Source organism: Geminocystis sp. GBBB08, from assembly GCF_016743215.1.
In the GTDB taxonomy this organism is placed as follows: domain Bacteria; phylum Cyanobacteriota; class Cyanobacteriia; order Cyanobacteriales; family Cyanobacteriaceae; genus Geminocystis.
Genome location: NZ_VRZC01000010.1, coordinates 1 through 23343, shown reverse-complemented (window position 1 = coordinate 23343; position 23343 = coordinate 1). Strand labels below are relative to the sequence as shown.

24 protein-coding genes are annotated in these 23343 nt (G+C 32.9%); 13 read left to right on the top strand and 11 right to left on the bottom strand.

Features of this window, described 5'->3' with window-relative positions; translation table 11 throughout:
• Nucleotides 1–10: 10 nt before the first annotated feature.
• Nucleotides 11–1969 (bottom strand): molecular chaperone HtpG, encoded by a 1959-nt coding sequence (htpG, locus tag FWJ34_RS02780; protein ID WP_308253806.1) that lies wholly within the window; start codon nucleotides 1967–1969, stop codon nucleotides 11–13.
• 281 nt (nucleotides 1970–2250) lie between these two features.
• Here htpG and nblB point away from each other — a divergent pair, with 281 nt between their 5' ends.
• Complete coding sequence (nblB, locus tag FWJ34_RS02775; protein WP_308253805.1) at nucleotides 2251–2925, top strand: phycobilisome degradation protein NblB; 675 nt, start codon at nucleotides 2251–2253, stop codon at nucleotides 2923–2925.
• 383 nt (nucleotides 2926–3308) lie between these two features.
• On the opposite strand, the gene FWJ34_RS02770 is transcribed toward nblB, so the two are convergent.
• Nucleotides 3309–4859, bottom strand: coding sequence for a calcium-binding protein (locus FWJ34_RS02770; RefSeq protein ID WP_308253804.1), 1551 nt, complete (start codon nucleotides 4857–4859; stop codon nucleotides 3309–3311).
• A 317-nt stretch (nucleotides 4860–5176) separates the two neighbouring features.
• Between FWJ34_RS02770 and FWJ34_RS02765 the strand changes: the two genes are divergently transcribed.
• From FWJ34_RS02765 to FWJ34_RS02755, 3 genes are all read left to right on the top strand, one after another.
• Nucleotides 5177–6637, top strand: a complete 1461-nt coding sequence (locus FWJ34_RS02765; RefSeq protein WP_308253803.1) for a sulfotransferase — start codon at nucleotides 5177–5179, stop codon at nucleotides 6635–6637.
• A 22-nt stretch (nucleotides 6638–6659) separates the two neighbouring features.
• A complete protein-coding gene (locus FWJ34_RS02760; protein WP_308253802.1) occupies nucleotides 6660–7358 on the top strand; it encodes a class I SAM-dependent methyltransferase in 699 nt (232 codons plus the stop codon).
• A gap of 340 nt (nucleotides 7359–7698) precedes the next feature.
• Entirely contained in the window at nucleotides 7699–8589 is an 891-nt protein-coding gene (locus FWJ34_RS02755; RefSeq protein ID WP_308253801.1) for a sulfotransferase domain-containing protein, read from the top strand.
• 253 nt (nucleotides 8590–8842) lie between these two features.
• Here the strand turns inward: FWJ34_RS02755 and FWJ34_RS02750 are convergent, their stop codons facing one another.
• The 7 genes from FWJ34_RS02750 to acs form a co-directional block, all read right to left on the bottom strand.
• The gene (locus FWJ34_RS02750) at nucleotides 8843–9592 is read right to left on the bottom strand and encodes an MgtC/SapB family protein (protein WP_308253800.1); all 750 of its coding nucleotides are present in this window, start codon (nucleotides 9590–9592) and stop codon (nucleotides 8843–8845) included.
• A 54-nt stretch (nucleotides 9593–9646) separates the two neighbouring features.
• The gene (locus FWJ34_RS02745; RefSeq protein ID WP_308253799.1) at nucleotides 9647–10630 is read right to left on the bottom strand and encodes a sulfurtransferase; all 984 of its coding nucleotides are present in this window, start codon (nucleotides 10628–10630) and stop codon (nucleotides 9647–9649) included.
• Nucleotides 10631–10860: 230 nt separating this feature from the next.
• Nucleotides 10861–11055, bottom strand: coding sequence for a DUF6887 family protein (locus tag FWJ34_RS02740; RefSeq protein ID WP_308253798.1), 195 nt, complete (start codon nucleotides 11053–11055; stop codon nucleotides 10861–10863).
• Nucleotides 11045–11230 carry a DUF6888 family protein gene (locus FWJ34_RS19515; protein ID WP_396231610.1) on the bottom strand — a complete coding sequence of 62 codons (186 nt, stop codon included), beginning with the start codon at nucleotides 11228–11230 and terminating at the stop codon, nucleotides 11045–11047. The genes FWJ34_RS02740 and FWJ34_RS19515 overlap by 11 nt, the downstream gene beginning before the upstream one ends.
• A 132-nt stretch (nucleotides 11231–11362) precedes the next feature.
• A complete protein-coding gene (locus FWJ34_RS02735) occupies nucleotides 11363–11569 on the bottom strand; it encodes a type II toxin-antitoxin system HicB family antitoxin (protein ID WP_308253797.1) in 207 nt (68 codons plus the stop codon).
• 2 nt (nucleotides 11570–11571) lie between these two features.
• Nucleotides 11572–11811: a type II toxin-antitoxin system HicA family toxin gene (locus tag FWJ34_RS02730; protein WP_308253796.1), complete on the bottom strand. Its 240-nt coding sequence runs from the start codon at nucleotides 11809–11811 to the stop codon at nucleotides 11572–11574.
• Nucleotides 11812–12064: 253 nt separating this feature from the next.
• Nucleotides 12065–14038: an acetate--CoA ligase gene (gene acs, locus FWJ34_RS02725; protein WP_308253795.1), complete on the bottom strand. Its 1974-nt coding sequence runs from the start codon at nucleotides 14036–14038 to the stop codon at nucleotides 12065–12067.
• A 203-nt stretch (nucleotides 14039–14241) separates the two neighbouring features.
• Here acs and FWJ34_RS02720 point away from each other — a divergent pair, with 203 nt between their 5' ends.
• The gene (locus tag FWJ34_RS02720; protein ID WP_308253794.1) at nucleotides 14242–15069 is read left to right on the top strand and encodes a hypothetical protein; all 828 of its coding nucleotides are present in this window, start codon (nucleotides 14242–14244) and stop codon (nucleotides 15067–15069) included.
• 20 nt (nucleotides 15070–15089) lie between these two features.
• Nucleotides 15090–15392, top strand: a complete 303-nt coding sequence (locus FWJ34_RS02715; RefSeq protein WP_308253793.1) for a hypothetical protein — start codon at nucleotides 15090–15092, stop codon at nucleotides 15390–15392.
• Nucleotides 15393–15488: 96 nt separating this feature from the next.
• On the opposite strand, the gene FWJ34_RS02710 is transcribed toward FWJ34_RS02715, so the two are convergent.
• Entirely contained in the window at nucleotides 15489–16046 is a 558-nt protein-coding gene (locus FWJ34_RS02710; RefSeq protein WP_308253792.1) for a Uma2 family endonuclease, read from the bottom strand.
• 305 nt (nucleotides 16047–16351) lie between these two features.
• On the opposite strand from FWJ34_RS02710, the gene FWJ34_RS02705 reads away from it, so the two are divergent.
• The 7 genes from FWJ34_RS02705 to rpiA all read left to right on the top strand — a co-directional run bounded on the left by FWJ34_RS02705 (nucleotide 16352) and on the right by rpiA (nucleotide 22799).
• Complete coding sequence (locus FWJ34_RS02705; RefSeq protein WP_308253791.1) at nucleotides 16352–17524, top strand: glycosyltransferase family 4 protein; 1173 nt, start codon at nucleotides 16352–16354, stop codon at nucleotides 17522–17524.
• 110 nt (nucleotides 17525–17634) lie between these two features.
• Nucleotides 17635–18051 (top strand): GtrA family protein, encoded by a 417-nt coding sequence (locus FWJ34_RS02700; RefSeq protein WP_308253790.1) that lies wholly within the window; start codon nucleotides 17635–17637, stop codon nucleotides 18049–18051.
• 153 nt (nucleotides 18052–18204) lie between these two features.
• Complete coding sequence (gene rpsB, locus FWJ34_RS02695; RefSeq protein ID WP_308253789.1) at nucleotides 18205–19005, top strand: 30S ribosomal protein S2; 801 nt, start codon at nucleotides 18205–18207, stop codon at nucleotides 19003–19005.
• Between the two features lie 149 nt (nucleotides 19006–19154).
• The gene (tsf, locus tag FWJ34_RS02690; RefSeq protein ID WP_308253788.1) at nucleotides 19155–19814 is read left to right on the top strand and encodes a translation elongation factor Ts; all 660 of its coding nucleotides are present in this window, start codon (nucleotides 19155–19157) and stop codon (nucleotides 19812–19814) included.
• Nucleotides 19815–19940: 126 nt separating this feature from the next.
• The gene (locus FWJ34_RS02685; RefSeq protein ID WP_308253787.1) at nucleotides 19941–20816 is read left to right on the top strand and encodes a hypothetical protein; all 876 of its coding nucleotides are present in this window, start codon (nucleotides 19941–19943) and stop codon (nucleotides 20814–20816) included.
• 129 nt (nucleotides 20817–20945) lie between these two features.
• Nucleotides 20946–21551, top strand: coding sequence for an aminoacyl-tRNA hydrolase (pth, locus tag FWJ34_RS02680; protein WP_308253786.1), 606 nt, complete (start codon nucleotides 20946–20948; stop codon nucleotides 21549–21551).
• A gap of 543 nt (nucleotides 21552–22094) precedes the next feature.
• Nucleotides 22095–22799 (top strand): ribose-5-phosphate isomerase RpiA, encoded by a 705-nt coding sequence (gene rpiA / locus FWJ34_RS02675; RefSeq protein ID WP_308253785.1) that lies wholly within the window; start codon nucleotides 22095–22097, stop codon nucleotides 22797–22799.
• Nucleotides 22800–22883: 84 nt separating this feature from the next.
• On the opposite strand, the gene FWJ34_RS02670 is transcribed toward rpiA, so the two are convergent.
• Nucleotides 22884–23219: a hypothetical protein gene (locus FWJ34_RS02670; protein ID WP_308253784.1), complete on the bottom strand. Its 336-nt coding sequence runs from the start codon at nucleotides 23217–23219 to the stop codon at nucleotides 22884–22886.
• Between the last annotated feature and the right edge of the window lie 124 nt (nucleotides 23220–23343).

Sequence of the window (23343 nt, the reverse complement as noted above, 5' to 3'; positions counted from 1 at the left end):
ACCCTACAGTTTAGCGCTTGGTTAGCTTCGTTAAGACTTTATTCGATCTCTCTACAAATGCCGTCATTCCCTCCGCATCGAATGCCCGTTGTGCCATCAAGGCTAAGTCATAGACATATTGACACATGAGGTTAACCATTTCTTGAGTAGGCGATTCACCACTACCTTGAATAATTGCACCCTTGTTAAGTTGATAGATATTTTCAATCAAAGGATGAGCAGTGTTGATTACTAACATATGCTCTTCAGGAAATTTCATCTCTCGTTGTTGCATCATCGCCGTCATCTCTTGGAAACGACGCATCGCTTCGGGTAACAATACCATAGCTGGAGGAGTTTCTTCCTGAGTTTCGCTTTTTAGGGATTGAGTTTTGATGTTAACTTTAGGCTTGTTAATGGCTTTCTCAAAAATTTCCTTGATAACTTCTGCACGGGTTTTGTTAGTGTTAGCATCAACAATTTCATTAGCTTTGTCTTCTTCCACCAAGCTAGAGTCTAATTCTGAGTCAACTCTTGAGAATTTTACATCAGTATATTCTCTTTCAAGGAAGGGGATAAAGTAGTTAGTGTCAATGAAAGAATCCATGAATAACACTTCGATGCCTTGATTTTTGTATAAGTCAACGTAAGTGCTTTGAGTTTGAGCATTATTACAGTAGAATACCCGTTTTTCGTGTTTTTCTTTATTTCTATCTAAATATTCGTTTAAGGTGGTATAAGGTTGGCTATTATCAGGGGTGACATCCTTCCAAGCATCGTCTCCAGAGTCAACTTCAACTTTAGGAGTTTCGGCTACTTTATCAGCTTGATAGGTGGTGCGATAAATAATTAAATCTTCGACTTGTTTCTTAAATTTTTCGTCTCTTAATGCACCATATTTAACGAATGTGCCGACATCTTCCCAACTGCTGATATATTTTGCCTTATCGTCATTGTATAAGGATTTGAGTCGATCGCCTATTTTTTTACTAATAAAGTCTGCAATGCGTCTGACAGTGCGATGGTTAGTTAAAGCACTACGAGAAACATTCAAAGGAATATCAGGACTATCGATAACACCTCTGAGGGGCATCAAAAATTCAGGGATAATCTCTTCACAATGATCACTTACAAAGACTTGGTTACAGAATAACTTAATTTGTCCTTTAGAAACATCAACATCAGGACGTAATTTAGGAAAATATAAAATACCGTTGAGTAAAAAGGGATAATCCGTGCTTAAATGTACCCATAATAAAGGATCTTCTTGGAAAGGATATAAATAGCGGTAAAATTCTAAATAATCTTCATCGGTGAGATTTTGGGGAGATTCTTTCCATAAAGCTTTTTGACGGTTAACCGCTTCACCGCCCATTTTTATAGCTACAGGCACAAAGTCAGAATATTTCTTGACAAGATTTTTAATGCGAGATTCTTCTAAATATTCCGTTTCCTCATCCATAATAGTGAGGGTGATAGTTGTGCCGGGAGTGGTGCGAGTAGAGTCACTTATTTGAAACTCAGGTGAACCATCACAACTCCAATGAATCGCCGTTGCACCTTCACGATATGATAGAGTGTCGATTTCTACTTGCTTAGACACCATAAAAGCAGAATAGAAACCTAAACCGAAATGCCCGATTAAATCATTAGCACTTTTACCATATTTAGTAATAAAATCTTCAGCACTGGAAAAGGCAACTTGATTGATATATTTTTTAATCTCATCAACTGTCATGCCGATACCGTTATCGCTGATAGAAAGAGTTTTCTGTTCTTTATCAATACTAATAGTAATTTCAGGCTCAGGCAAGTCGTTAGTAATTTCTCCTGCTAAAGATGCCATTTTTGCCTTAGAAATAGCGTCAACGGAGTTAGAAATTAATTCTCTTAAAAAGATTTCGTGATCAGTATAAAGGGATTTCTTGATAATGGGAAATATATTCTCGGTATGGATAGAAATATTACCCTTTTCTAAAACAGTAGTCATAGTTTCTCTTTTCTTTTAAATGTAATTAATAACAATAGATAAAGACTTATCCTTCTTTTGTGAAGATAAATTAGAAATAGCAAAGAGTATATTTTGCGAACTTTCTTTGCGCCTTTGCGTCTTTGCGAGAGACTAAAAATCTAATTTATTCATAGACGAAGGCTTACTTATTTGTGATCATGTCACAGAGAATCCCACTATATCAAGATGTGGTTTACCGAATCTACCTAAGTTATAGTAATGAGGTGAAGTTTAATTATTAACCATTAACTAAAAAAAATATGACTATTACACCAGAATCAGTAAACGAATTAATCCATTCTCAAAATTTTGGCGATCGCATCAAAGGAATAAATGAGTTAAGGCAATTGGGGAAAGAAAAAGCCTATGAATTAGTAAAACCGATTATAAAAGATAATAATGTTAGAGTACGTTATGCCGCAATTTCTCAGTTAGATACTTTAGGAGACGTAAACTTAGAAGAATCCTTAGAAATATTATTAGATCGATTATATAACGATCCTGAACCCGATGTTCGAGCGGCGGCAGCCGATGCCATTGCCGGATTAAAACTTATTCAGGCATTTCCAGATCTCAAAAAAGTGTATTATGAAAGTGAAGATTGGTTAATTCAATTTAGTATTGTGGCTGCATTAGGAGAATTAGGGCATCCCGAAGGTTTTGATTTATTAAAAGATGCTTTAGATTCCGATAATGGATTATTGCAAACTGCCGCTATTAGTGCCTTAGGAGAATTGGGAGATATTCGGGCGGTAAGTTTGTTAATTCCTTTTGTCAATAGTGATGATTGGCAAATTCGCCACCGTTTAGCCCAAGCATTAAGTAAATTTGGCGGTGAAGAAGCTAAAAAAGTTTTAACAATTCTTTCCGAAGATAAATCTGTAGCGGTAGCCAACGAAGCCAAAAATTATTTAATAAATATCAAAAATAATTAGACGCTGCTGAATTATAGCAATAAACGGGTTAGTTAAGACATTCTCAAAATCTATAGTTGTCATTCCGAGCATAGAGAAGAATCTCAAAACGTCTTAATCAACTCGTTATCTGCCATAATGAGGAAGCTATAAAAATAAACGATTTAAACACACTACATTAACAAAAAAAAATGCACAGTTTTAGCAAGGGGTTTAAACCTCTTGTTTAGTCAAAAAATAGGTAAGTATTATAAAATTACATACCCTAATTAAAAATGAGTTATCAGGAATCAGGAATTAAGAATGAGGAATTATCAATTACCAACTGAAGAAAAAAATCCTCCCTATAAGATAGAAAGGATCAAAAATTAATTAAATTAATTAAATGCTTAAATAGATAAATATTACGCAAAAGGTATAATTTGAGTACTAGCGGGGATAGTAGCCAAACTAAGGGGGCCTACGCCTGTGTTTGAGGGAGTAAAGACAGATAATCCAGGGGTTGAGGTAAAGACTTTTTCGGAAGTACCTAAGTCAAATTGACCATTAGAACTATAATAAAGAGTGGTTACATCATCAGTGGTTGCTGTTGTTCCTTTGGTATCAATAACAGAGAAGAAACGATTTTTTACTGGTGTAATACCATTTTGGGAAATAAGGGTATAAAAACCACTAAGTAATGTATCAGCCTGTTGTAAATTAACTTGAGGAATATACTTGGCATCATTTAACTGTGTTCCAAAATTAACCATTTTAGCTTGAGTTGATGCTGGAATATCCGCCGCCGGATTAGTTCTGATGGCACTTAATTCTCCTTGAGTAATTTGTCCGAACTGGAATGATAAAGCTCCAATATTCAACTTTCGTAGCTGGGCAGGATCTGTAACATTAGGATTAGTCTGAGCAATTATAGGAGCAAATTGAGCACCATCAATCACAAAAAATTGTGTTAACCCAGTAGCTAAATTGAAACGACTACGAGAAAGACCGACAGCTTGAAAAATATTATTATTATCTGTAACTATTGGTAAGGTATTAGTGTTGGTAATAGTAACGGTTTGAGTTAATTGAGTTAGTTGTTGTAAAGTTCCTTGAATGTTAACAGTACCAGAACCCCCTATTTTTGTCGCTCCAGAGGCGATAATTGTAGAAGCATTAATAGTTGTGGTAACACCTTGATTGACATTGATAGTTCCAACATTGCTTATATTAGCTCCTATAAGGTTATTATTTCCATTGACTATTATAGTTGATATTCCTTGAGGAGTTTGTCCACCAGTATTGGCAGGATTTTGACCACCAAAAATGGTAATGTTAGAACCTATTACACCTTCTCCCAACTCAATGATATTATTTCCTAAGTCTCCAGCTACATTAACTTTCGTTGATGCTCCAGAAATAATAATCCGATCATCTCCTTGTCCACCATAGATTAGGTGTTCACCACCTGAGGATGTAATAGTATCATCACCGATGTTTCCTTGCACTATTTGACTACTTCCCCCAGTCAGATTAATCAAATCATTACCTTGACCTCCATAGAGTTGACTGTTTTCTTGGGAAGATGTAATAGTATCATTACCTTTATTGGCACTAACAAAAGCATTTGTTGTATTAACAATAATAATATCATCTCCTTGCCCACCGTAAACAGTGTCACCAGGACTTGTTACAATTATATAATCATTACCCTGATTGGCACTAATCCAGTTATTTCCTGCACCACCTTCAATAGTGTCATTACCTTGGCCACCATAGATAGTATCATTCCCACCAGCACCAAGAAGACTATCTTCTCCTTGTCCACCTAAGATGGAATCGGCGAACTGTGTACCAACAACGGTATCATTTCCTGCTAAAGCCTCACCTAATACTCCATCTGTTAGACCAGGTAACAAAGAAGGAGTCCAAAGATCAGGACCGTTTGTAAAAGTTGTAATTGTAGTTAAAGCCATTATGTACTCCTACACTATGATTTTTTTGAATATTGTTTATTTTAACGAACTAAACTATGATATTATTTCGTTTTATGCTTCTGACTCATAAATCCTAACAAAGTAAATTTTATTTGTCAATAATAGTTAGTTATTAACTGCTATTTAATTTACCACAACCTATTTAGGATTAGTATAGATTAACTATTTTGATTTTTTTTGTTGTATAATAATAAGATTTCAGTTAGAGTTACTTATCTAATCAAGATGATTAATTAGTTTTATGTTAGCTTAAATGATAAATTAAATTTGCGTTGTTACATCATTTATTTTAATATATGGCTTATTCTCAACAACCGATTCTCATTTTAACGGGAATGCACCGTTCTGGTACTTCTTTATTGTCTTCTTTACTCCAAAGTGCTGGGGTAAATATTGGAAAAAAATTAATACCAGCCAATGAGGGTAATCCTAAAGGTTATTTTGAAAATGCTGACTTTGTCAATTTTCACGAAAGTATCTTATTTTCTTTAGGTATTAATAGCATTGGTTGGACTACTCAAGAAAAAATTGTTCCGCCATTAACTTATGTGGAAGAGGCAAGAAGATTAATAGAAGAAAATCAAGACTTTGAAAATCCTTGGGGATGGAAAGAGCCGAGAACATCACTTTTTTTAGATTTTTGGTCAGATTTATTACCTTCAGCTTATTTTATCTTCGTTTATCGATCGCCTTGGGAAGTAATTGATTCTTTGTACCGTCGGGGTGATGATATTTTTCATCATAATCCTGAATTAGCTTTACAGGTTTGGAGTACTTATAATCGCCTAATATTAAATTTTTATAATCTGCATCAAGAAAAATGTTTATTAATCAATTTAGAAACAGTTATTAAGAATCCACAGATTTTAGCCCAGATAATACAAGAAAAATTCGGAATTTCCTTATCAGCTATTGATTCGAGTCTTTATGACAATTCGGCTTTGAAAAGAGATGTTAAAAAGTCTCAACGTCGTCATCTGATTAAAGTTTATTTTCCTGAAATTTGGCAACAATATCAAGAATTAAATATAATTAGTGGTTTTGAAAATTCATGGCTTGATGACATTGATAATCTTTCTAGTAATAGTTGGGCGTTACAAGATTGGTTAGATTTAAGACTTTTGAATAAAAAGTTAAAACAGGAAAAAGAATCTAGTGATCAACATTTACATTCGTTATATCAAGAATTAGGAGAAATAACGGGAAAAAAAGAAGCCACAGAATTTCAGTTATCTCAGTCTCAAATTCAGTTAGAAGAAACCAAATCCCAATTATCTCAGTCTCAAATTCAGTTAGAAGAAACTAAATCCCAGTTATCTCAATCTCAAATTCAGTTAGAAGAAACCAAATCTCAGTTAGAGGAAACTAAATCCCAGTTATCTCAATCTCAAATTCAGTTAGAGGAAACTAAATCTCAGTTATCTCAATCTCAAATTCAGTTAGAGGAAACTAAATCCCACTTATCTCAGTCTCAAATTCAGTTAAAAGAATTACAACAAGAGTTAAACAATCATCAAGTTCAACTACAAAAATCTCAATTAGACTTTAAACAACTACATTTTTATTTCGATCGCTCTCAAGAAGAATTAAAACAAACTCAGCAACAGCTAAAAGAAATAGAAGCTAATTTTACTCAAAAAGAAGAAGAGTTAAAAAATTGCCAAGAAGAAATTATTTCGATGAAAACTAGCAAATTTTGGCGAATGCGGAATCAGTGGTTTAAAATTAAAGGATCATTCGGTATGGTAAAGGAATAATCAAGTTTAATTAATAATTAATATGACTGAGAATAAAAGTATCGATTATGAAAAAGATTGGAATGATTACGCCAAAAATTGGTCAAATCTTCATCAAGATAAAAAATATATCGGTGATGAATGGATAGGGAAAGAAGCAGGTGCAGCACAATGTTTAGATGAATACGTCCAATTGATCGAAAATAAATTTATTGCTCCTTATATTAAACCTAATCATCAGATTTTAGAAATTGGCATCGGCGGTGGACGTACAGCCGAAATTTTACTTAAATATGGTGCTCGCCTAACTTGTGCTGATATTGCCACAGAAATGTTAGAAGCAACGAAACAACGCATTGGGAAAGAAAGAGTAAATTATATCAAACTCGATGGTTTAACCTTAGATAACATAGAAAAAGCCTCTATAGACATCTGTTTTTGTTATGATACTATGGTACATTTAGAGCCTAGGGATATTTTTAATTATTTAACCCGTATTCCCTCACTATTAAAAGGTGATAAACTCTGTATATTTCATCATACAAATATTCTCAGCAAATTGGGTTGGAAAAGGTTTCTTAAAGACTGGGATAAACACTTATTAGGAAGACATGGCACAGCTTTTTCTGTCATGACAGATAGTATTATGGAACAATTTTTAACTTATCTAGGCTATAAAATTCTAGTCAAAGATATAGAATCAGTGCCTAGGGATTGCGTTTGGATTTGTCAAGCACCGTGAGTGATAATTACTACTAGGATGAGCATTGCCGACATTTTTTATATAATTAGGAGTTGCCTCATAATAGTATCATGAAAGTAGGCAGGATTTGGGAAGAGGGAAGAGTTTTAATGGTTTTTATTATTAGAATTTGAGTCTGACGACACATATTACTTACCCAGTTTTTAAGTAAATAAGGGGTTTAAAACCCTTGCTAAAATTGCTTATTTTTTGGGCAATGTATTACTTAGATCTTGCATCTCTATCATCAATTCTCGATGAGGATAGGGAAAAGGGAAGAGGAAAGAGAGAAAAGTAATCAGAATTGATTTTAAAACTCCTAAAATTGATTTTTCCCGTTTTGTTTCATTGGTATTATTGTACTGGTGCAAGATCTGAGTATTATGTCAAAACCGTGGATTATAAAAGTTTTCTGATTTCCCACAGCAAACCCTCATTAAATTTTACCATGAAAAAACCAGATTTTTTAATAATTGGAGTACAACGGGGCGGTACAAGTTCCCTATTTCGTTATTTAATGGAACATCCTCAGATCGCATCTCCAGTAGATAAAGAAATACATTTTTTTGATCTACATTTTCAAAAAGGATGGGATTGGTATCTTCAACAATTTCCTTTTTTAACTAATAATAAAAATGATGATATTTTCTCAGAAAAAAAGATTATTACTGGGGAAGCTAGTCCTTATTATATTTTTCATCCTTTAGTAGCTCAAAGGGTAAAAGAGTATTGTCCTGATATTAAATTGATTGTTTTACTACGAGATCCCGTCGATCGAGCTATTTCCCATTATCATCATTGTATCCGTTTTAACCTAGAAAATTTACCTTTAAAAGAAGCATTAAAATTAGAAAAAGATCGCCTAAAAGGAGAATTGGAAAAGTTTTATCAAGACGAAAATTATTATAGTTATAATCATCAACATTTAGCCTATATATCTAGGGGTAAATATATTGAACAATTAAAGCATTGGCGACAATATTTTGCTTCTGAACAATTTTTAATCTTACAAAGTGAAAAGTTTTATAAAAATCCCACCAATACCCTCAAAAAAGTAACTAATTTTTTAGCCATAGATAACTTTAAACTAACAGAATATTATCCTCATAATCAGTATGAATATCCCCAAACATCACCATTAATCATTCAACAATTAAAAACTTATTTTACTCCTTATAATCAAGAATTATCTGAATATTTAGAACAAGAATTCAAGTCCCCTTTTTCATAAAGTTAGTAAGATGATCGACTCATACTCCACCATTACTAAGCTGGGCGTTTTCATTTTCTCATTAAATTTTAAAAGTTTAGATTATACTCAGATCTTGCACCAGTACAATAATACCAATGAAACAAAACGGGAAAAATCAATTTTAGGAGTTTTAAAATCAATTCTTATTACTTTTCCCTCTTCCCTCTTCCCTTTTCCCTATCCTCATCGAGAATTGATGATAGAGATGCAAGATCTAAGTTATAATAAAAGATTAACCAAATTCTTCTTCTATCACTCGCCAACTAACAGAAATAACACCTTTTTGTAAACTTAAACGACTAGCGATTTGTTCTAAAAATTGATCGTCTCGTACTTGAGTTAACATTTCAACTTCGATATTCACTTTATCTGTACTGTCATTATAATCCTCACTATATAGCGATCTCAGGGTAATATTATTAGATGTCAAAGACTGTAATAATAATGCTCGAACATGGATTTCTTGTTTTCTTTGACAAACGAAATTGACTCGATAGGCTAACTGTCTTTCCGTTCCCTGTAAGGATTGTTGGTTAATACGATGGGCGATCGGACGTAGGAGAGTATTAGATAAGAGAACAGCGATCGCACCTAAAAAAGCCTGATACAAAAAACCACCTCCTGCCAATGAACCAATTGCCGAAGCACACCAAATGGTTGCGGCCGTGTTTAACCCTCGAACGGTGATACCTTCCTTTAAAATCACCCCTCCAGCTAAAAAGCCAATCCCTGACACTACTTGTGCCGCAATACGAGTTGGACTGGCATCATTAGGAGTGAGGACAGAAAGCAATACAAAAAGTGCTGATCCAGTTGAGACTAAAGTACTGGTTCGTAACCCTGCCATGCGTTGTCGCCACTGACGTTCAAATCCCAGTATTGAACCCAACAGAAACGCCACTATAATTCTGACTGCAAAATCTGTCCATTTCACTTCCATGCTGATTTCTTGACAAAAAATTAAATAATATAATGTATTCACGATAAAAAGATGAGCAATGCCCACCCTACCAGTTGCTCGATCGCAGATGAAACTTTAAGCACTTTTTTCTGGACCTGTTTCGATGGGAAGATCAGTAGTGCTATATTCTGTCCAAGAACCTTCATAAATTCTGACGTTAGGATAACCAAGCAAGTGTTTTAAGACGACATATTGTAAAGTTGCTTCTCGTCCAGTACTGCAAGAAACAATAATCGTATCACTAGGCTTAATGTTGCGACTAGCTAATATTTGTTTAATTTCTTCTAAAGATTTTAACTGATGAGGATTTTTCAAGGCTTCGCTAGAATTATTCGCTTCCGTAAAAGTAGGCCAAGGTATATTTTTTGCTCCCGGAATATGCCCATTTCTTACCCAAAGATTCGTTTTACCTTCAAAAAGCTCTGGCGGACGAGGATCGATAATTACTACATCTTTCTTACCGATGAGAGGTTCTAATTCTTTTAAGCTAATTCTCACAGAAGGGTTATCTTTTAAGGTAAAATTCCCCCTATCATAGCGTAGAAACTCTTTTGTAACGTCTTTTTGACCATCTTTATAGCCCTTGTAGCCACCATCTAACACCGCAATATTTTTAGCACCTGATCGCTCCAATAAATAAGCAACCATTGTCGCCCCTAAAACATTATTACCATCAGAGTAAACTACCACCGTATCATCATTACTGATACCTGCTTTAGAAAATATTTGAGCGATTTTCTGTTCTTCCCAATATTGTACGGGTAAAAAGCCATTAGGTCCTCGAAAGTTATTATCTGCAATGTTTACAGCCTTCGGAAGATGACCCTCTATATATTCTAACGGATTGATGCGGACATCTAAAATTTTCAGTTTAGGATTATCTCTATTTTGCTCTACCCAACTGGGAGAAACAAACTGAATAGTGGAAGATGAACTCGCCACCATCGGAGAGAAAGAAAACCAAACAATACTTAATAATACACAAAAAAAGATAATGGCAAGACGGGGAAATTTATAGAAAAGCCACTGTTTCGTGACTGTCCAAAAAGATTGTGACATCATAATGTTCTTGATTTTCGTAATGTTCGTTATCCATTATAATCTAAATAAATTTTTAATCGCTATCAAAAACATCTAAAAAACAAGCTCAATTTAATCTATCCTTAAAGTAGAAGTATCACTGACAATTTTCTGTTAGAAGCTAGGCAATAATCGACAGATAGAGTTTTTTTCGTTACGACTGCAAATCTGATGTCAGGGGAAAGTGCGATCGTAATACCCATTGGATCTCAAATTTTACCTTGAATTTTTTTTTCCAAAATCTCTTTAATTTGAGCTTGAGATAAAGAAGTATCATACCAAATAGCTTCGGAATCTGGACTACGCCGACTCATTAACAAATCAACAGCTTCTTGATCATCACGATGGGCTAACACATAATCTTTAAGCTCTTTTCGAGTCATTGTTTCAAAATTAGGTTTCATCAATAAACCTCCATGTTCCATTAGATGCAATTAAAATTTCAATATCTTCACCAGCTAAAATATAAATCTCGCCAGTGCGATCATTAAAACGAAACAGGTGAATATCTAAATACTTATTAGATAAATCTTGACAAAGTATTACCGATTTAATTGATTGTTCAAAGGTGGGTAAAATAAGATTGCCTCCATTATACTATTATAAATTTGAAGGTGAGCTAAAAAAAACCCACCACTAGCAGAACTTAAGCCTCTTCAGTAAACTTGATCTCTCCCGAACGGGCGAGCGCACTTTATCCGCTTAAAATTATTAAGCAACTTGTAAACTTTTTGGTTGTGGAATAAAATCCCCAAATTCTTTGGTTTTATCAATCCATAACTCCATCGCTTCTTTAATATTAATAATAGCTTCTTCTTGAGTTTTACTATGAGCTATACAACCTAATAATTCTGGTACTTTAGCGATAAATACTTGATCTTGTTTGCTCCAATTAATGATAATTTCATATTTATACATGATTATTTATCTCCTAAATTATATTTTAAAATAATTTCTCGAATTTGTTTGACTTGATAGGCTTTTGCTTTATTCCCATCACTTTGTATGTTTGGTTTTTCTGCGATGCCGTCTTTTCTAAAGATATGATGTGATCCTCTAATTCTTTCGTCAAAACCTAATCTTTTTAATAATTGGCATAAATCATTAAATAAAATATTTTCATCACCATCTTTTCCAGAGATAGTTAAAGTTTTTTTCAATAAAGGATGTTACCAACACTAATGACTTCCTTTTCCTCTTTTTGATAAATAAACAAAACCTTCTTTCGTAATTTGTGCTTTTAATTCTCTAATTTTTCTGGGGATTAATATTCATTATAACTCTGTATTTTATTTTTTATTTTATCACTGTAATTAATTTCATCAAGAATTAGTTTAATTGTTAATTATTAATTGTTAATTATTAATTGTTAATTATTAATTGTTAATTGTTAATTGTTAATTGTTAATTAATTTACGCTCCTTCTCTCAATTTATCTAAGACGCTACGATCTTCTAAAGTAGATGTATCCCCTGTTACTTCCTGCCCAGAAGCAAGGCTACGCAACAATCGGCGCATGATTTTACCTGATCGAGTTTTCGGCATTCCCTCAGTAAATCTGATCTCTCCCGGACGGGCGATCGATCCAATTTCTTGTACTACATGGGCTTTTAGTTCATTTGCCAATTCATCGCTAGGGGTAAAATCACCTTCGAGAGTGACAAAAGCAAAGATTTCTTCCCCTTTAATTTCATCAGGTTTACCGACAACGGCGGCTTCTGCTACCGCAGGATGAGAGACTAAAGCGGATTCTACCTCCATCGTGCCTAAACGATGCCCAGAAACGTTGATAACATCGTCCACACGCCCCATTACCCAGAAATAGCCGTCTTCATCTCGTCTCGCACCATCTCCGGCAAAATAGAGATATTGTCCATCTTTCGGCGGTATATGTTCCCAATAGGTATTACGGAAGCGATCGGGATCACCATAGACTGTTCTCATCATACCAGGCCAAGGATGTTTTATCACTAAATAACCGCCCTCGTTATCCTCAACAGAATTGCCATCTAAATCCACAATATCAGTGATGATACCAGGGAAAGGATAGGTTGCCGAACCCGGTTTTGTGGGAGTAGCACCGGGTAAAGGAGTTATCATCACCCCACCTGTTTCCGTTTGCCACCATGTATCGACTATGGGACATTTTTCCTTACCAATTACCTTATGATACCACATCCACGCTTCAGGGTTGATCGGTTCGCCCACCGTGCCTAACAAGCGTAAAGATGATAAATCACGGGCTTTAGGATGATGTTCGCCCATTTTGATAAAAGCACGAATAGCGGTAGGGGCAGTATAAAATATATTTACGCCGTATTTCTCGATAACATCCCAAAAACAACCAAGATTAGACGGACGGGGTACACCTTCATACATAACAGTTGTCGCACCATTGGAAAGAGGTCCATAAACGATGTAACTATGCCCAGTAATCCAACCCACATCGGCGGTACACCAATAAACATCATCGTCACGAAGATCAAAAATCCACTTAGTCGTCATGTGAGAGTAAAGGTTATAGCCTCCTGTTGTATGCACAACTCCTTTAGGCTTCCCTGTACTACCACTGGTATAGAGAATGAATAACATATCCTCACTATCCATTGCTTCAGCTTTACAATGGGTGGATACTCCCGCTTGTAAGTCGTGCCACCAATGATCTCTACCAGCTTCCATCTGTACTTTTTCTTTGGTGCGTTGTACCACTAACACGTTTTCTACAGAGGGGGCGTGATTATCTGCGATCGCCAAATCAACTTGCTCTTTAAGGGCGACGACTTTATCTTTACGAAATCCACCGTCAGCAGTAATTACTAATTTAGCTTGAGCGGCGTTAATTCTGTCTCTTAAAGCTTCCGAACTAAAGCCTCCAAAGACTACACTATGCACCGCCCCAATTCTCGCACAAGCTAACATGGCGATGGCACTTTCGGGAATCATGGGCATATAAATTGCCACGACATCACCTTTTTTGACTCCTAACTGCTTCATGACGTTAGCAAATTGACACACTTCCCGATGAAGTTGGGCATAAGTAAGAGTACGGCTGTCACCGGGTTCGCCTTCCCAAATGATAGCGGCTTTGTTGCGTCGCCAAGTGGTGAGATGTCGATCAAGACAGTTATAAGAAATATTTATCTTTCCGTTAACGAACCACTTAGCAAAAGGAGGATTACTCCAGTCTAAAACTTGCTCCCATTTTTGAAACCAATTTAGCTCTTTTTCCGCTAAATCAGCCCAAAATTCTGTAGGATTAGTGATCGATTGTTGATATAATGCTTGATAGTCTGCCCAACTCTTAATTTGAGCTTTTTCTGCAAATTCTGAGGGCGGTGTAAAAGTACGTTTTTCCTTTAAAATAGATTCGATCGTCGGTTGTGTCATAATCAAATATATATAAATACAAATTCTACTAGGATCAAAGATTAACCTATTTCTTGAATTTTTATTGTTAAATTTTATTGATCGCAGATAATATAGATGTAAAAAATTATTGAATTTAAAAGCTATAGACAACTAATTTATAATTTTTATTATAAAGTTAATTATTAGAATCAGAATTTAAGAGATTTTTATTAAGTAAAGCGATGAAAATAAAAAAACAAAATTCTCAGATATTAGAGCTAGAAAATAGTAATAAATTTTATTTAGGAAGACTATTATTATTTCTTTTTGCAATACCTTTTTTTTTATTAGGAATATGGATTATTTTATCTTTTGGAAAATTACATATTCTACAATGTGATCGGGAACTGACAGTGTACAATGTCATTCAAACACAACAAATATCTTGTCAATTAACAAGACAGGGTTTGATGGGAAAAGAAATTATTAAAATTAATCAATTACAGGGGGCAAAACTTAATAGAAATAAAGATAATCCTAATGAGATAACTTATAGAGTTGATATACTCACAGATCATCAAATAATACCTCTTGCAGAAGTATATAGTTCAGGACGACAGGGAAAAACAGATAAAGTAACAAAAATCAATATTTTTGTCAAAAATCCAGCTCAAAATTCTCTAATAGTAAAGCAAGATAATCAATTTTTTGCCTATTTTATTGCGGGATTTTTTGCTCTTATAGGAGGAGGCTTAATGATTCTTTCTATAACATTTTTTAGACAAGTTAGCTGTATATTTGACAAGGTAAAAGGGGTAGTTTTTATTAGACAAGATAATATTTTTACATCAAAAATTATTGAATATCAATTGGGACAAATTAAACGAGTTAAGATAGTAGAACAAAAAGATAGTAAAGATAATCAAATTTTTAAACCTAAAATACCTAAAATAATTTTACATCAAGGCTTAGAAATTTCTCTTGATCTTACTGGAAGTATATCTGAGCAAGAAATGATGATTAAAAGTATCAATAATTTTTTACAATTAACAGATTTGAATAAAAATTAATACGGAAAAAACTTGACAAAATGAAAAAAATACATATTGCTTTATCAACTCATAATCTTGAAGACAGTATTAAAGAGTATAGTCAACGTTTATCAGTACAACCAACGGTAATAATTGAGGGAGAATATGCTTTATGGAGAACAGAAACACTGAATTTTTCCGTAAGACAAGATACAGAGTCAAAGTCTGGAAGTTTAAGGCATTTAGGTTGGGAAGATTCTGAAGCGATGGAATTTACTAAGGATATTGACGTTAACGGTATTATGTGGGAAAGGTTTAATCAACAACATCAGTTAGATGAAATTAAGGATTTATGGGGATAATATTTTTTTTAAGAATCGAACTTTCTAAATATTTTTAACATTTTAATATGGTAAAGATAATAAGCAAAGTAGTTAATCAAATCAAGTTTTAAATGGTTATATATCTTCATATAAACTAGAGACAGCACCAGTAAAATTAATACTATTTAAAACTAAATTTTCTCCTTCAGAAAAAGAGGTTAATTGCCATAAATTATTATCTTGTTTGGTAAATAAGTCCACTCGTTTTTTTGTTTGGGAAATAAGTACATATTCTTTTAAACTTTCTATAAGGCGATAATCAGCAAATTTATCACCTCTATCAAAAGATTCCGTACTTTCTGACAACACTTCTATAATAATTTGAGGATATTTTTTATAATAATCTAAAGCTCGATCGTCTTGGCTACAAGTAACAATAACATCAGGATAATAAAAGAGATTTAAACTATCAATTCTGACTTTCATATCAGCAATATAAACTCGACAATCACTGCCTCTTAAATGATTTTTTAATAAAGAAGCGATATTAAGAGAAATCGTAACATGAGCCGAATTTGCACCCGCCATTTTATACACCTCACCATTAATATATTCATGTTTTACGGAGTTTATTTCTTCTAGGTTTAAATATTCTTCAGCAGCCAGTTTAACGACTTCTTGAATGGCAACCATTGTTTTTACCTATTAATATTTAACGTTTTTTAATTATATCAATTCATCTATTTTTTGATTGTTTCAATATAGAGTAAGTAAAGTCTTACCATATTTTTATTATTTATTTCCTCCTTTGCGAGATTTTTTATTGCCATTTAATCAAAATATTCACCGCAATAATTAAACATTTATCCAAAAAAATTTAAAATTAAAAGTATTGACGATAAAATATCCTAAAGTGACAATTATTATTATCAGGAAAAACCAGATAATGTTATTCTATTTCATAGCCAGTAAGTTAAATTAAATTAAATTAAGGAAAAATGAAAAAAGAACAAAAAAAGCTAAAAATAATTTTTATTTATGATTGCATTTATCCCGATTCTTTAGGTGGTGTAGAATTTCGCAATTATCAGTTAGCAAAATTTTTGACAGAAAAAGGGCATCAAATTACTTTAGCTGGTTGGGTAAAAGAAAAAAAACATCCTTTAAATGTGGAAATAATCCCTTTACCTTTCGCTAAAAAATTGTATAATAGTTTAGGTCAAAGAACTGCTTTAACTTCCCTTAAATATGCTTTAGCTACCTTAACTTTACCTTTGCATAAATTTGACATAATTTTAGTAGATAATATTCCTTATATTCATTTATTTTTATTGTTTTTTAAGGCAAAATTGTTAAGAAAACAAATGATTATAACTTGGCATGAATATTGGGGAAAATATTGGCAAATTTATATTAAAAATTGGACTTGGTTTATTTATTATAATATTGAAATTTTAGCGGCACAGTTAGGGAATAAAGTTATTTGTGTTAGTAAATTTACCGCCGAAAAGTTACGCAAAGCTAGAGGAAAATTCGATGAAATAGAAATAGTAAGTAATGGTATTAATCTTTCTTTTATATCTTCTTTAAGTCATTCTGGTATTAACGATACACCTCCGTTAATTTATGCAGGAAGATTAATCAAAGAAAAAAGAGTTGATTTATTGTTAAAAGCTGTCGCTATTTTTACTCAAAAGTATGCTTATCAAGGAGTAATTTTACAGATAATTGGGGAAGGCAACACTAGAGAAGAATTAGAAAAGTTAGCTCAAAAATTAGGAATTGTAGATAAAGTAAAATTTAGAGGAAAGTTAGAGACAATTGAAGAAGTTTGGCGAGAAATAAGTCAAGCAAAAATCGCCATTCAACCATCTTTAAGGGAAGGTTTCGGTATTTTCCCCCTCGAAGCGATGGCTTTAGGAATCCCTGTTATATATTGTCATAGTCAAGAAAGTGCTGTAAAAGAAATTGTCAGAGATGGCATCGAAGGAATTGCTGTTAATCCTGATGAAGATCATTTAAGTGAGGCGATCGCCAAATTATTATATAATGAACTTGAATGGCACAGATTGAGTAATAATGGTAGAATTAGGGCAAAATCTTTTGATTGGCAAGAAATAACCGATAAGTTAGAAAAAATCTTTTTAAATTATCTCAATAAAATTACTTAGGAGTTCGATAAAATTCTATTTAATAATTATCAGTAAAATTTTCTCGCAAAGGCGCAAAGGCGCAAAGGTATCGAAGTTTTATTATCTGTTATTATCTGTTATTATGTTTAATGAAAATTAATTCTTATTTTGAGACTTTAAGAAAGACAATTTATGAGAAAAGAGAAATTATTAAATTTACCATAGTTGGGATTGTTTGTTTAAGTTTTAATATAGTAATTTTATGGATTTTAACTGATAAATTTAAAGTAGAAGAAATCATGGCTACAATTATTGGTTTTTTCTTCTCTAATTTACTAGGTTTTTTCCTCAATAAATATTTTACTTTTAAAATTACTAATACTAACATTTTTAAAGAAATTTACAAATATTATGCAGTGATGACTTCTAGTTTTATCGCTAATCTATTCTTGATGTTTATTCTTGTTAAAATTTTCCATATTTGGATAGTTTATGCCAGTTTAATGGTAGCTATACTTTTCTATATTTATAACTATTTTATGCACAAAAATTGGAGTTTTAAATAACTATTATTATTAACTAACTAGAAAAAAAATAAATACTGTGATAAAATGGTAAAGTTGTCTAAATTCGCACATCTGGGACGTCGGGTGTTTCTAAAAATCAGAAATAGAACTAACCCGGATGGAGGATAAACCCGAAAAATTGGAGAAAAACAAATGTCAGTAGTTAGCTTAAAAGAGCTTTTAGATTCTGGTGTTCATTTTGGGCATCAAACTCGTCGTTGGAATCCGAAAATGGCCCCCTATATTTACACCGCTAGAAATGGTGTACATATTATTGACTTAGTGCAAACTGCACAGTTAATGGATGAAGCCTATAATTATGTCAAAAAAGCCGCAGAAAGTGGCAAAAAAGTGCTTTTTGTCGGTACTAAACGCCAAGCGGCCGGAATTATCGCCCAAGAAGCTAGTCGTTGTGGTGCATTTTACATTAATCAACGTTGGTTAGGTGGTATGCTCACTAACTGGGAAACCATTAAATCCAGAGTAGCACGTCTTAAAGATTTAGAAGAATTAGAAGAAAGTGGCGCTTTAGACAGAAGACCAAAAAAAGAAGCCTCAGTTCTACGTCGTGAGTTAGCAAAACTACAAAAATATCTCGGCGGAATCAAAGATATGCGTCGTGTTCCTGATGTTGTAGTAATTATTGACATTCGTAGAGAACATAATGCCATCAAAGAGTGTCAAAAACTCAATTTGCCCGTTATTTCTATGTTAGATACTAACTGTAATCCTGAATTAGTTGATTTACCTATTCCTGCTAATGATGATGCTATTCGCTCTATTAAATTGATTATTGGTAAATTAGCCGATGCTATTTATGAAGGGCGTTACGGTAAAGCTGTTGCTGAAGGAAGATTCGATGACTTTGAAGAATCTTTAGCTACAGGTGAAGCTGACTACGACGAAGATTACGAAGATGAAGATTACGAAGATAGTGATAGTGAAGAAGAGTAATAACTCTTGTTTGTAGTCGGAGCTTTAGTCGCACTTTTGTAAAGTTAAGAGGCTAAAGCCCTGACTATGAACTTTTTTGATCTTCTTACCTCTCACAGAGTCAATTCATGTAATGATTATTGTTAATGATTTAAACTAAAAATAATATTATGCCTGAAATATCTGCAAAATTAGTAAAAGAACTTAGAGAAAAAACTAACGCCGGGATGATGGATTGTAAAAAAGCCCTCGTTGAAAATGATGGTGATATAACAAAAGCCACTGAATGGTTACGTCAAAAAGGGATTACTTCTGCTGAGAAAAAAGCAGGTAGAGTTGCCGCTGAAGGGATTGTCGAAAGTTATATTCATACTGGTGGTAGAATCGGTGTTTTAGTTGAAGTTAACTGCGAAACTGATTTTGTTGCCCGTAGAGAAGATTTCCAAGCCTTAGCTAAAAATATCGCTATGCAAATTGCTGCTTGTCCTAATGTTGAATACGTTAAAATTGCTGATATTCCTCAAGATATTGTTGCCAAAGAAAAAGAAATCGAAATGGGTAGAGATGATTTAGGGAAAAAGCCTGAAAATATCAAAGAGAAAATCGTAGAAGGTAGAATTCAAAAACGTTTGGGGGAAATGTGTTTACTCAGTCAACCCTATATTCGTGATCAAGCAATTACCGTTGAAGAATTAATTACTCAACAAATTTCTAAAATCGGTGAAAATATTCAAGTGCGTCGTTTTAATCGTTTTGTTTTAGGAGAAGGCATCGAAAAAGAAGAAACTAATTTCGCTGAAGAAGTCGCCGCTCAAGCAGGTTTAAAATAGTTAGGAATTAGGAATTAGGAATTAGGAATTAATAAATCTTTAAATAGTCTCCTAATCTCCTACTTTTCCCTCTTTTCATTACCTAATTAAAACTCAAATTTTTACTTTCTTTAATTATTAATAAAAATGAGTAAGTCAATCAAAAAATTAAGAGATGATTTAATCGTTTTAAATACTAAGATTCAAAATTTAGCCACTAATTTACTAAGTTTATATCAAGATTATTTTCAAAATTTCAGTGAGATTGTTAATCGTCAATTAATTTTGGCTGTTTATCAAATTTGTACACAAAAATATCCAGATTCTTTTCTTCGTTTAAGTTATCAACAAAGAATTAATTTACAGAAACAAATTAAAGCATTAGATACCATTTTTATTGAAAATTTACTTGATAGTTTTAAATCTATAGAACTTCCTAATAATAAATTTATACAAGATTTTTATAATCAAATTATAACACTTTTTTCGTCTTTATTAATCACAGAAAATAGTCCTCAAGAAACTCTTTTAGATTCAAAAAATACACAAACAAATAATTCAGAAAACTTATCAACTTCTCAAGAGATTAATCCTGAAGAGTTAATTAAGTTTCAACTAGATATAGAAGATTGTATAGAAGAGTGTTTAATGAATATTTCTCATAGAACCAATAAATATTTACAAAATGCGAATATCTTGCCTAATAAAATCCCTAGTAAAATTTTAGAAATGGCATTACAAGCAGAAGAAAATACATCTTTAGTAAGTGGTTCACCTAATTTATTAAGTCTTGTAATTGAGAAAGAAGATACATCAGATAACTTAAATATTTCCCCTATTATTGCCCTTTGTTTAAGATTAACAGAAATTGAATTTAATCATACTCAATTGAATTTAATTAGACAAAAAATTACTATTCTTCTTCAAGAATTAGATGCCCTTGAAAATGAATATACAAAAATAAATCAACAATATGCGATCGCCCAAGCAGAATCAGCATGGCGTAGTAGTTGGAATGAGTAATCAGGAATTGGCAAAAAGTTTAAACCCCTAAAAAAAAATTAAAGAAAAATTTAGTTTTGTAGGATGGATATTGCCCACAAATTTTGTAAACTAATTAAGAAAAATTTTTATAGTTAATGAAAAATAAAAATGAGTGAAAAAAATTTAGTGATACCAGAAGTAATTATAGGCTTAGGAAATCCTGAAAAAAAATACGAAAAAACAAGACATAATATTGGATTTGAAATAGTGGATTATTTAGCGGATAAATGGGAGTTTAATTGGCAAAAAAATCCAAAATTTAATGCCTTATTTTGTGAAGGAATCGCTCTAAACCATCGTAAAATTAGGTTGGTAAAACCCTTAACTTATATGAATTTATCAGGTCAATCCGTAAGGGCAGTATTAGATTGGTATAAATTAGACCCTGAAGTGATTTTAGTGGTTTATGATGACATGGATTTACCTTTTGGCAAAATCAGGTTAAGACTATCAGGATCAGCCGGGGGTCATAATGGTATGAAATCAATTATTTCTCATGTTGGTTCTCAAAAATTCTCTCGTTTTCGTATTGGTATTGGCAAATCTAGTCATAAAGAGGCTACCATTGGTCATGTTTTGGGTAAATTTTCCAAAAGTGAGGAAAAAGTTATTGAGGAATTGATGGTGTTAACCCATGATGCCATTTGTCTAAGTTTAAAAGATGGTGTTGAAAAAACCATGAGTCTTTATAATCAAAAATTTGTGGATCTATAACTAATCTAAGTAAGCAACAAAAAAAGGAGGTTATTTTTTACCCATTTTTACCAAATATAAACAATGTTTATAGGGAAAAATTAAACAAGATCAAATATGCTTAAATAATTTGGGTTTGATCACTATTAAATGTTAGTTATAAACATCTGAGTATTTTCCTTCAGTAGAATTAGGTATGTTTGTAACCCACATTCCGCATATTTTAATAAAATACAAAAATTAATACCCAAAAGTATCTATAGATTGTATTGAGTTACAATAAATTCTTCAATTAGTATTATAGTAAGTAGAAGTAATCCTAAAAAGATTGGTTAAACTGATAATTCCAGAAACAGTGGAAAGCTATGGTATTGCTGAAATGCCCAGAAAGTCGTCATGAAAAGCTTTTGAATTATATTTTGCAACTTAGTTAAGGTTTTATCTTAATTCAGCAAACCCTAATTAGTGACTCAAATAGTGCGCTGGCAATCTTAATTATTCCTTTCAATTGATTAATGATCTCGAATCACAGATAATAATTGATGATTATTCAAAAAAAAAAAAATGACTAAAGATCTAGTAACTGTAATGAAACAGGAAGTAGGTAAAGCCGCTGCTAACCTTGTCAAATCTAATTCTATCATTGGTTTAGGTACAGGTTCAACGACTGCTTACGCCATCGAATATATTGGCGAGAGATTAGCGTCAGGAGAGTTAACTAATATTGTTGGTGTGCCTACTTCTTTTCAGGCGGAAGTTTTAGCAAAAAAATATGGTATTCCTTTAACTACCCTAGATGCGATCGATCATATAGATGTAGCTATTGATGGTGCTGATGAAGTTGATCCCCAAAAAAACTTGATTAAAGGCGGTGGTGCCGCTCATACTCGGGAAAAAGTAGTGGATAGTTTAGCAGATCAATTTATTGTAGTGGTAGATGCTGGTAAATTAGTTGATCAGTTAGGTTCAACTTTTTTGTTACCAGTAGAAGTAATCCCTATGGCTATAACTCCTGTTACTCGTCAATTAGAAGCATTAGGAGGTAAACCAGAGTTAAGAATGGGTATAAAAAAAGCTGGTCCTGTGGTCACAGATCAAGGTAATTTAGTTATTGATGTTAAATTCGATCGCATTGATAATCCAGAGGAATTAGAATCAAAAATTAATAATCTTCCGGGTGTATTAGAAAACGGTTTATTTGTAGGCGTGGCGGATGTTATTCTCGTGGGAGAAATTATTGATGGTAAACCTTCTGTAAGACAATTTTAAACTTACTAAATAATTAATTGTAAAATAGACATCTTGATTATTAATTCTAATAAGGGGTTTAAACCCCTTGCTGATTCCGGATTTTTAGTCGAGATAACCCATTAAAAGAAGAACATCATCAATTTGATTAGAAGCTACAGGACGATTACCCATAACTTTAAATTCTTGACTAATATTAAGATGACTAGCTGTAATAGGACGTGATCCTGAAACAGTTATCATTTCCTTAATATCTAATCCACTTTTTGTAACAGGACGTAAACTGCCCACAGTAGTATAAGTATTAACTATTTGTAAATGACTAGGTTCAATCGGACGATTTCCAAATAATAATGAAGATTTATTAGCTAATTTTAGAGCCGATGTCGCCTCTGTTTGGTTAGTTTGCTGATTTTGTTGATTGTCCCAATTTTCGCTCATGATTTATTTTCCTAAAATAATAGAAGTGTTTATATAATATAGCAGTCGAAGTAAAGTTCACCAAGTAAAAAGTAAAAAGTAAAAAGTTTAACAAGAAAGATGAATCAAGAGGATTGAATAAGGG

What these genes read in the sequence shown, in the direction of transcription:
- pth (WP_308253786.1), top strand. Translation starts at nt 20,946, where the DNA reads ATGAGTGAAAAAAATTTAGTGATACCAGAAGTAATTATAGGCTTAGGA.
- FWJ34_RS02720 (WP_308253794.1), top strand. Translation starts at nt 14,242, where the DNA reads ATGAAAATAAAAAAACAAAATTCTCAGATATTAGAGCTAGAAAATAGT.
- FWJ34_RS02705 (WP_308253791.1), top strand. Translation starts at nt 16,352, where the DNA reads ATGAAAAAAGAACAAAAAAAGCTAAAAATAATTTTTATTTATGATTGC.
- nblB (WP_308253805.1), top strand. Translation starts at nt 2,251, where the DNA reads ATGACTATTACACCAGAATCAGTAAACGAATTAATCCATTCTCAAAAT.
- acs (WP_308253795.1), bottom strand. Translation starts at nt 14,038, where the DNA reads ATGACACAACCGACGATCGAATCTATTTTAAAGGAAAAACGTACTTTT.
- FWJ34_RS02765 (WP_308253803.1), top strand. Translation starts at nt 5,177, where the DNA reads ATGGCTTATTCTCAACAACCGATTCTCATTTTAACGGGAATGCACCGT.
- FWJ34_RS02685 (WP_308253787.1), top strand. Translation starts at nt 19,941, where the DNA reads ATGAGTAAGTCAATCAAAAAATTAAGAGATGATTTAATCGTTTTAAAT.
- rpsB (WP_308253789.1), top strand. Translation starts at nt 18,205, where the DNA reads ATGTCAGTAGTTAGCTTAAAAGAGCTTTTAGATTCTGGTGTTCATTTT.
- FWJ34_RS02710 (WP_308253792.1), bottom strand. Translation starts at nt 16,046, where the DNA reads ATGGTTGCCATTCAAGAAGTCGTTAAACTGGCTGCTGAAGAATATTTA.
- htpG (WP_308253806.1), bottom strand. Translation starts at nt 1,969, where the DNA reads ATGACTACTGTTTTAGAAAAGGGTAATATTTCTATCCATACCGAGAAT.
- rpiA (WP_308253785.1), top strand. Translation starts at nt 22,095, where the DNA reads ATGACTAAAGATCTAGTAACTGTAATGAAACAGGAAGTAGGTAAAGCC.
- FWJ34_RS02745 (WP_308253799.1), bottom strand. Translation starts at nt 10,630, where the DNA reads ATGTCACAATCTTTTTGGACAGTCACGAAACAGTGGCTTTTCTATAAA.
- FWJ34_RS02670 (WP_308253784.1), bottom strand. Translation starts at nt 23,219, where the DNA reads ATGAGCGAAAATTGGGACAATCAACAAAATCAGCAAACTAACCAAACA.
- FWJ34_RS02735 (WP_308253797.1), bottom strand. Translation starts at nt 11,569, where the DNA reads ATGTATAAATATGAAATTATCATTAATTGGAGCAAACAAGATCAAGTA.
- FWJ34_RS02715 (WP_308253793.1), top strand. Translation starts at nt 15,090, where the DNA reads ATGAAAAAAATACATATTGCTTTATCAACTCATAATCTTGAAGACAGT.
- FWJ34_RS02700 (WP_308253790.1), top strand. Translation starts at nt 17,635, where the DNA reads ATGAAAATTAATTCTTATTTTGAGACTTTAAGAAAGACAATTTATGAG.
- FWJ34_RS02770 (WP_308253804.1), bottom strand. Translation starts at nt 4,859, where the DNA reads ATGGCTTTAACTACAATTACAACTTTTACAAACGGTCCTGATCTTTGG.
- tsf (WP_308253788.1), top strand. Translation starts at nt 19,155, where the DNA reads ATGCCTGAAATATCTGCAAAATTAGTAAAAGAACTTAGAGAAAAAACT.
- FWJ34_RS02740 (WP_308253798.1), bottom strand. Translation starts at nt 11,055, where the DNA reads ATGAAACCTAATTTTGAAACAATGACTCGAAAAGAGCTTAAAGATTAT.
- FWJ34_RS02760 (WP_308253802.1), top strand. Translation starts at nt 6,660, where the DNA reads ATGACTGAGAATAAAAGTATCGATTATGAAAAAGATTGGAATGATTAC.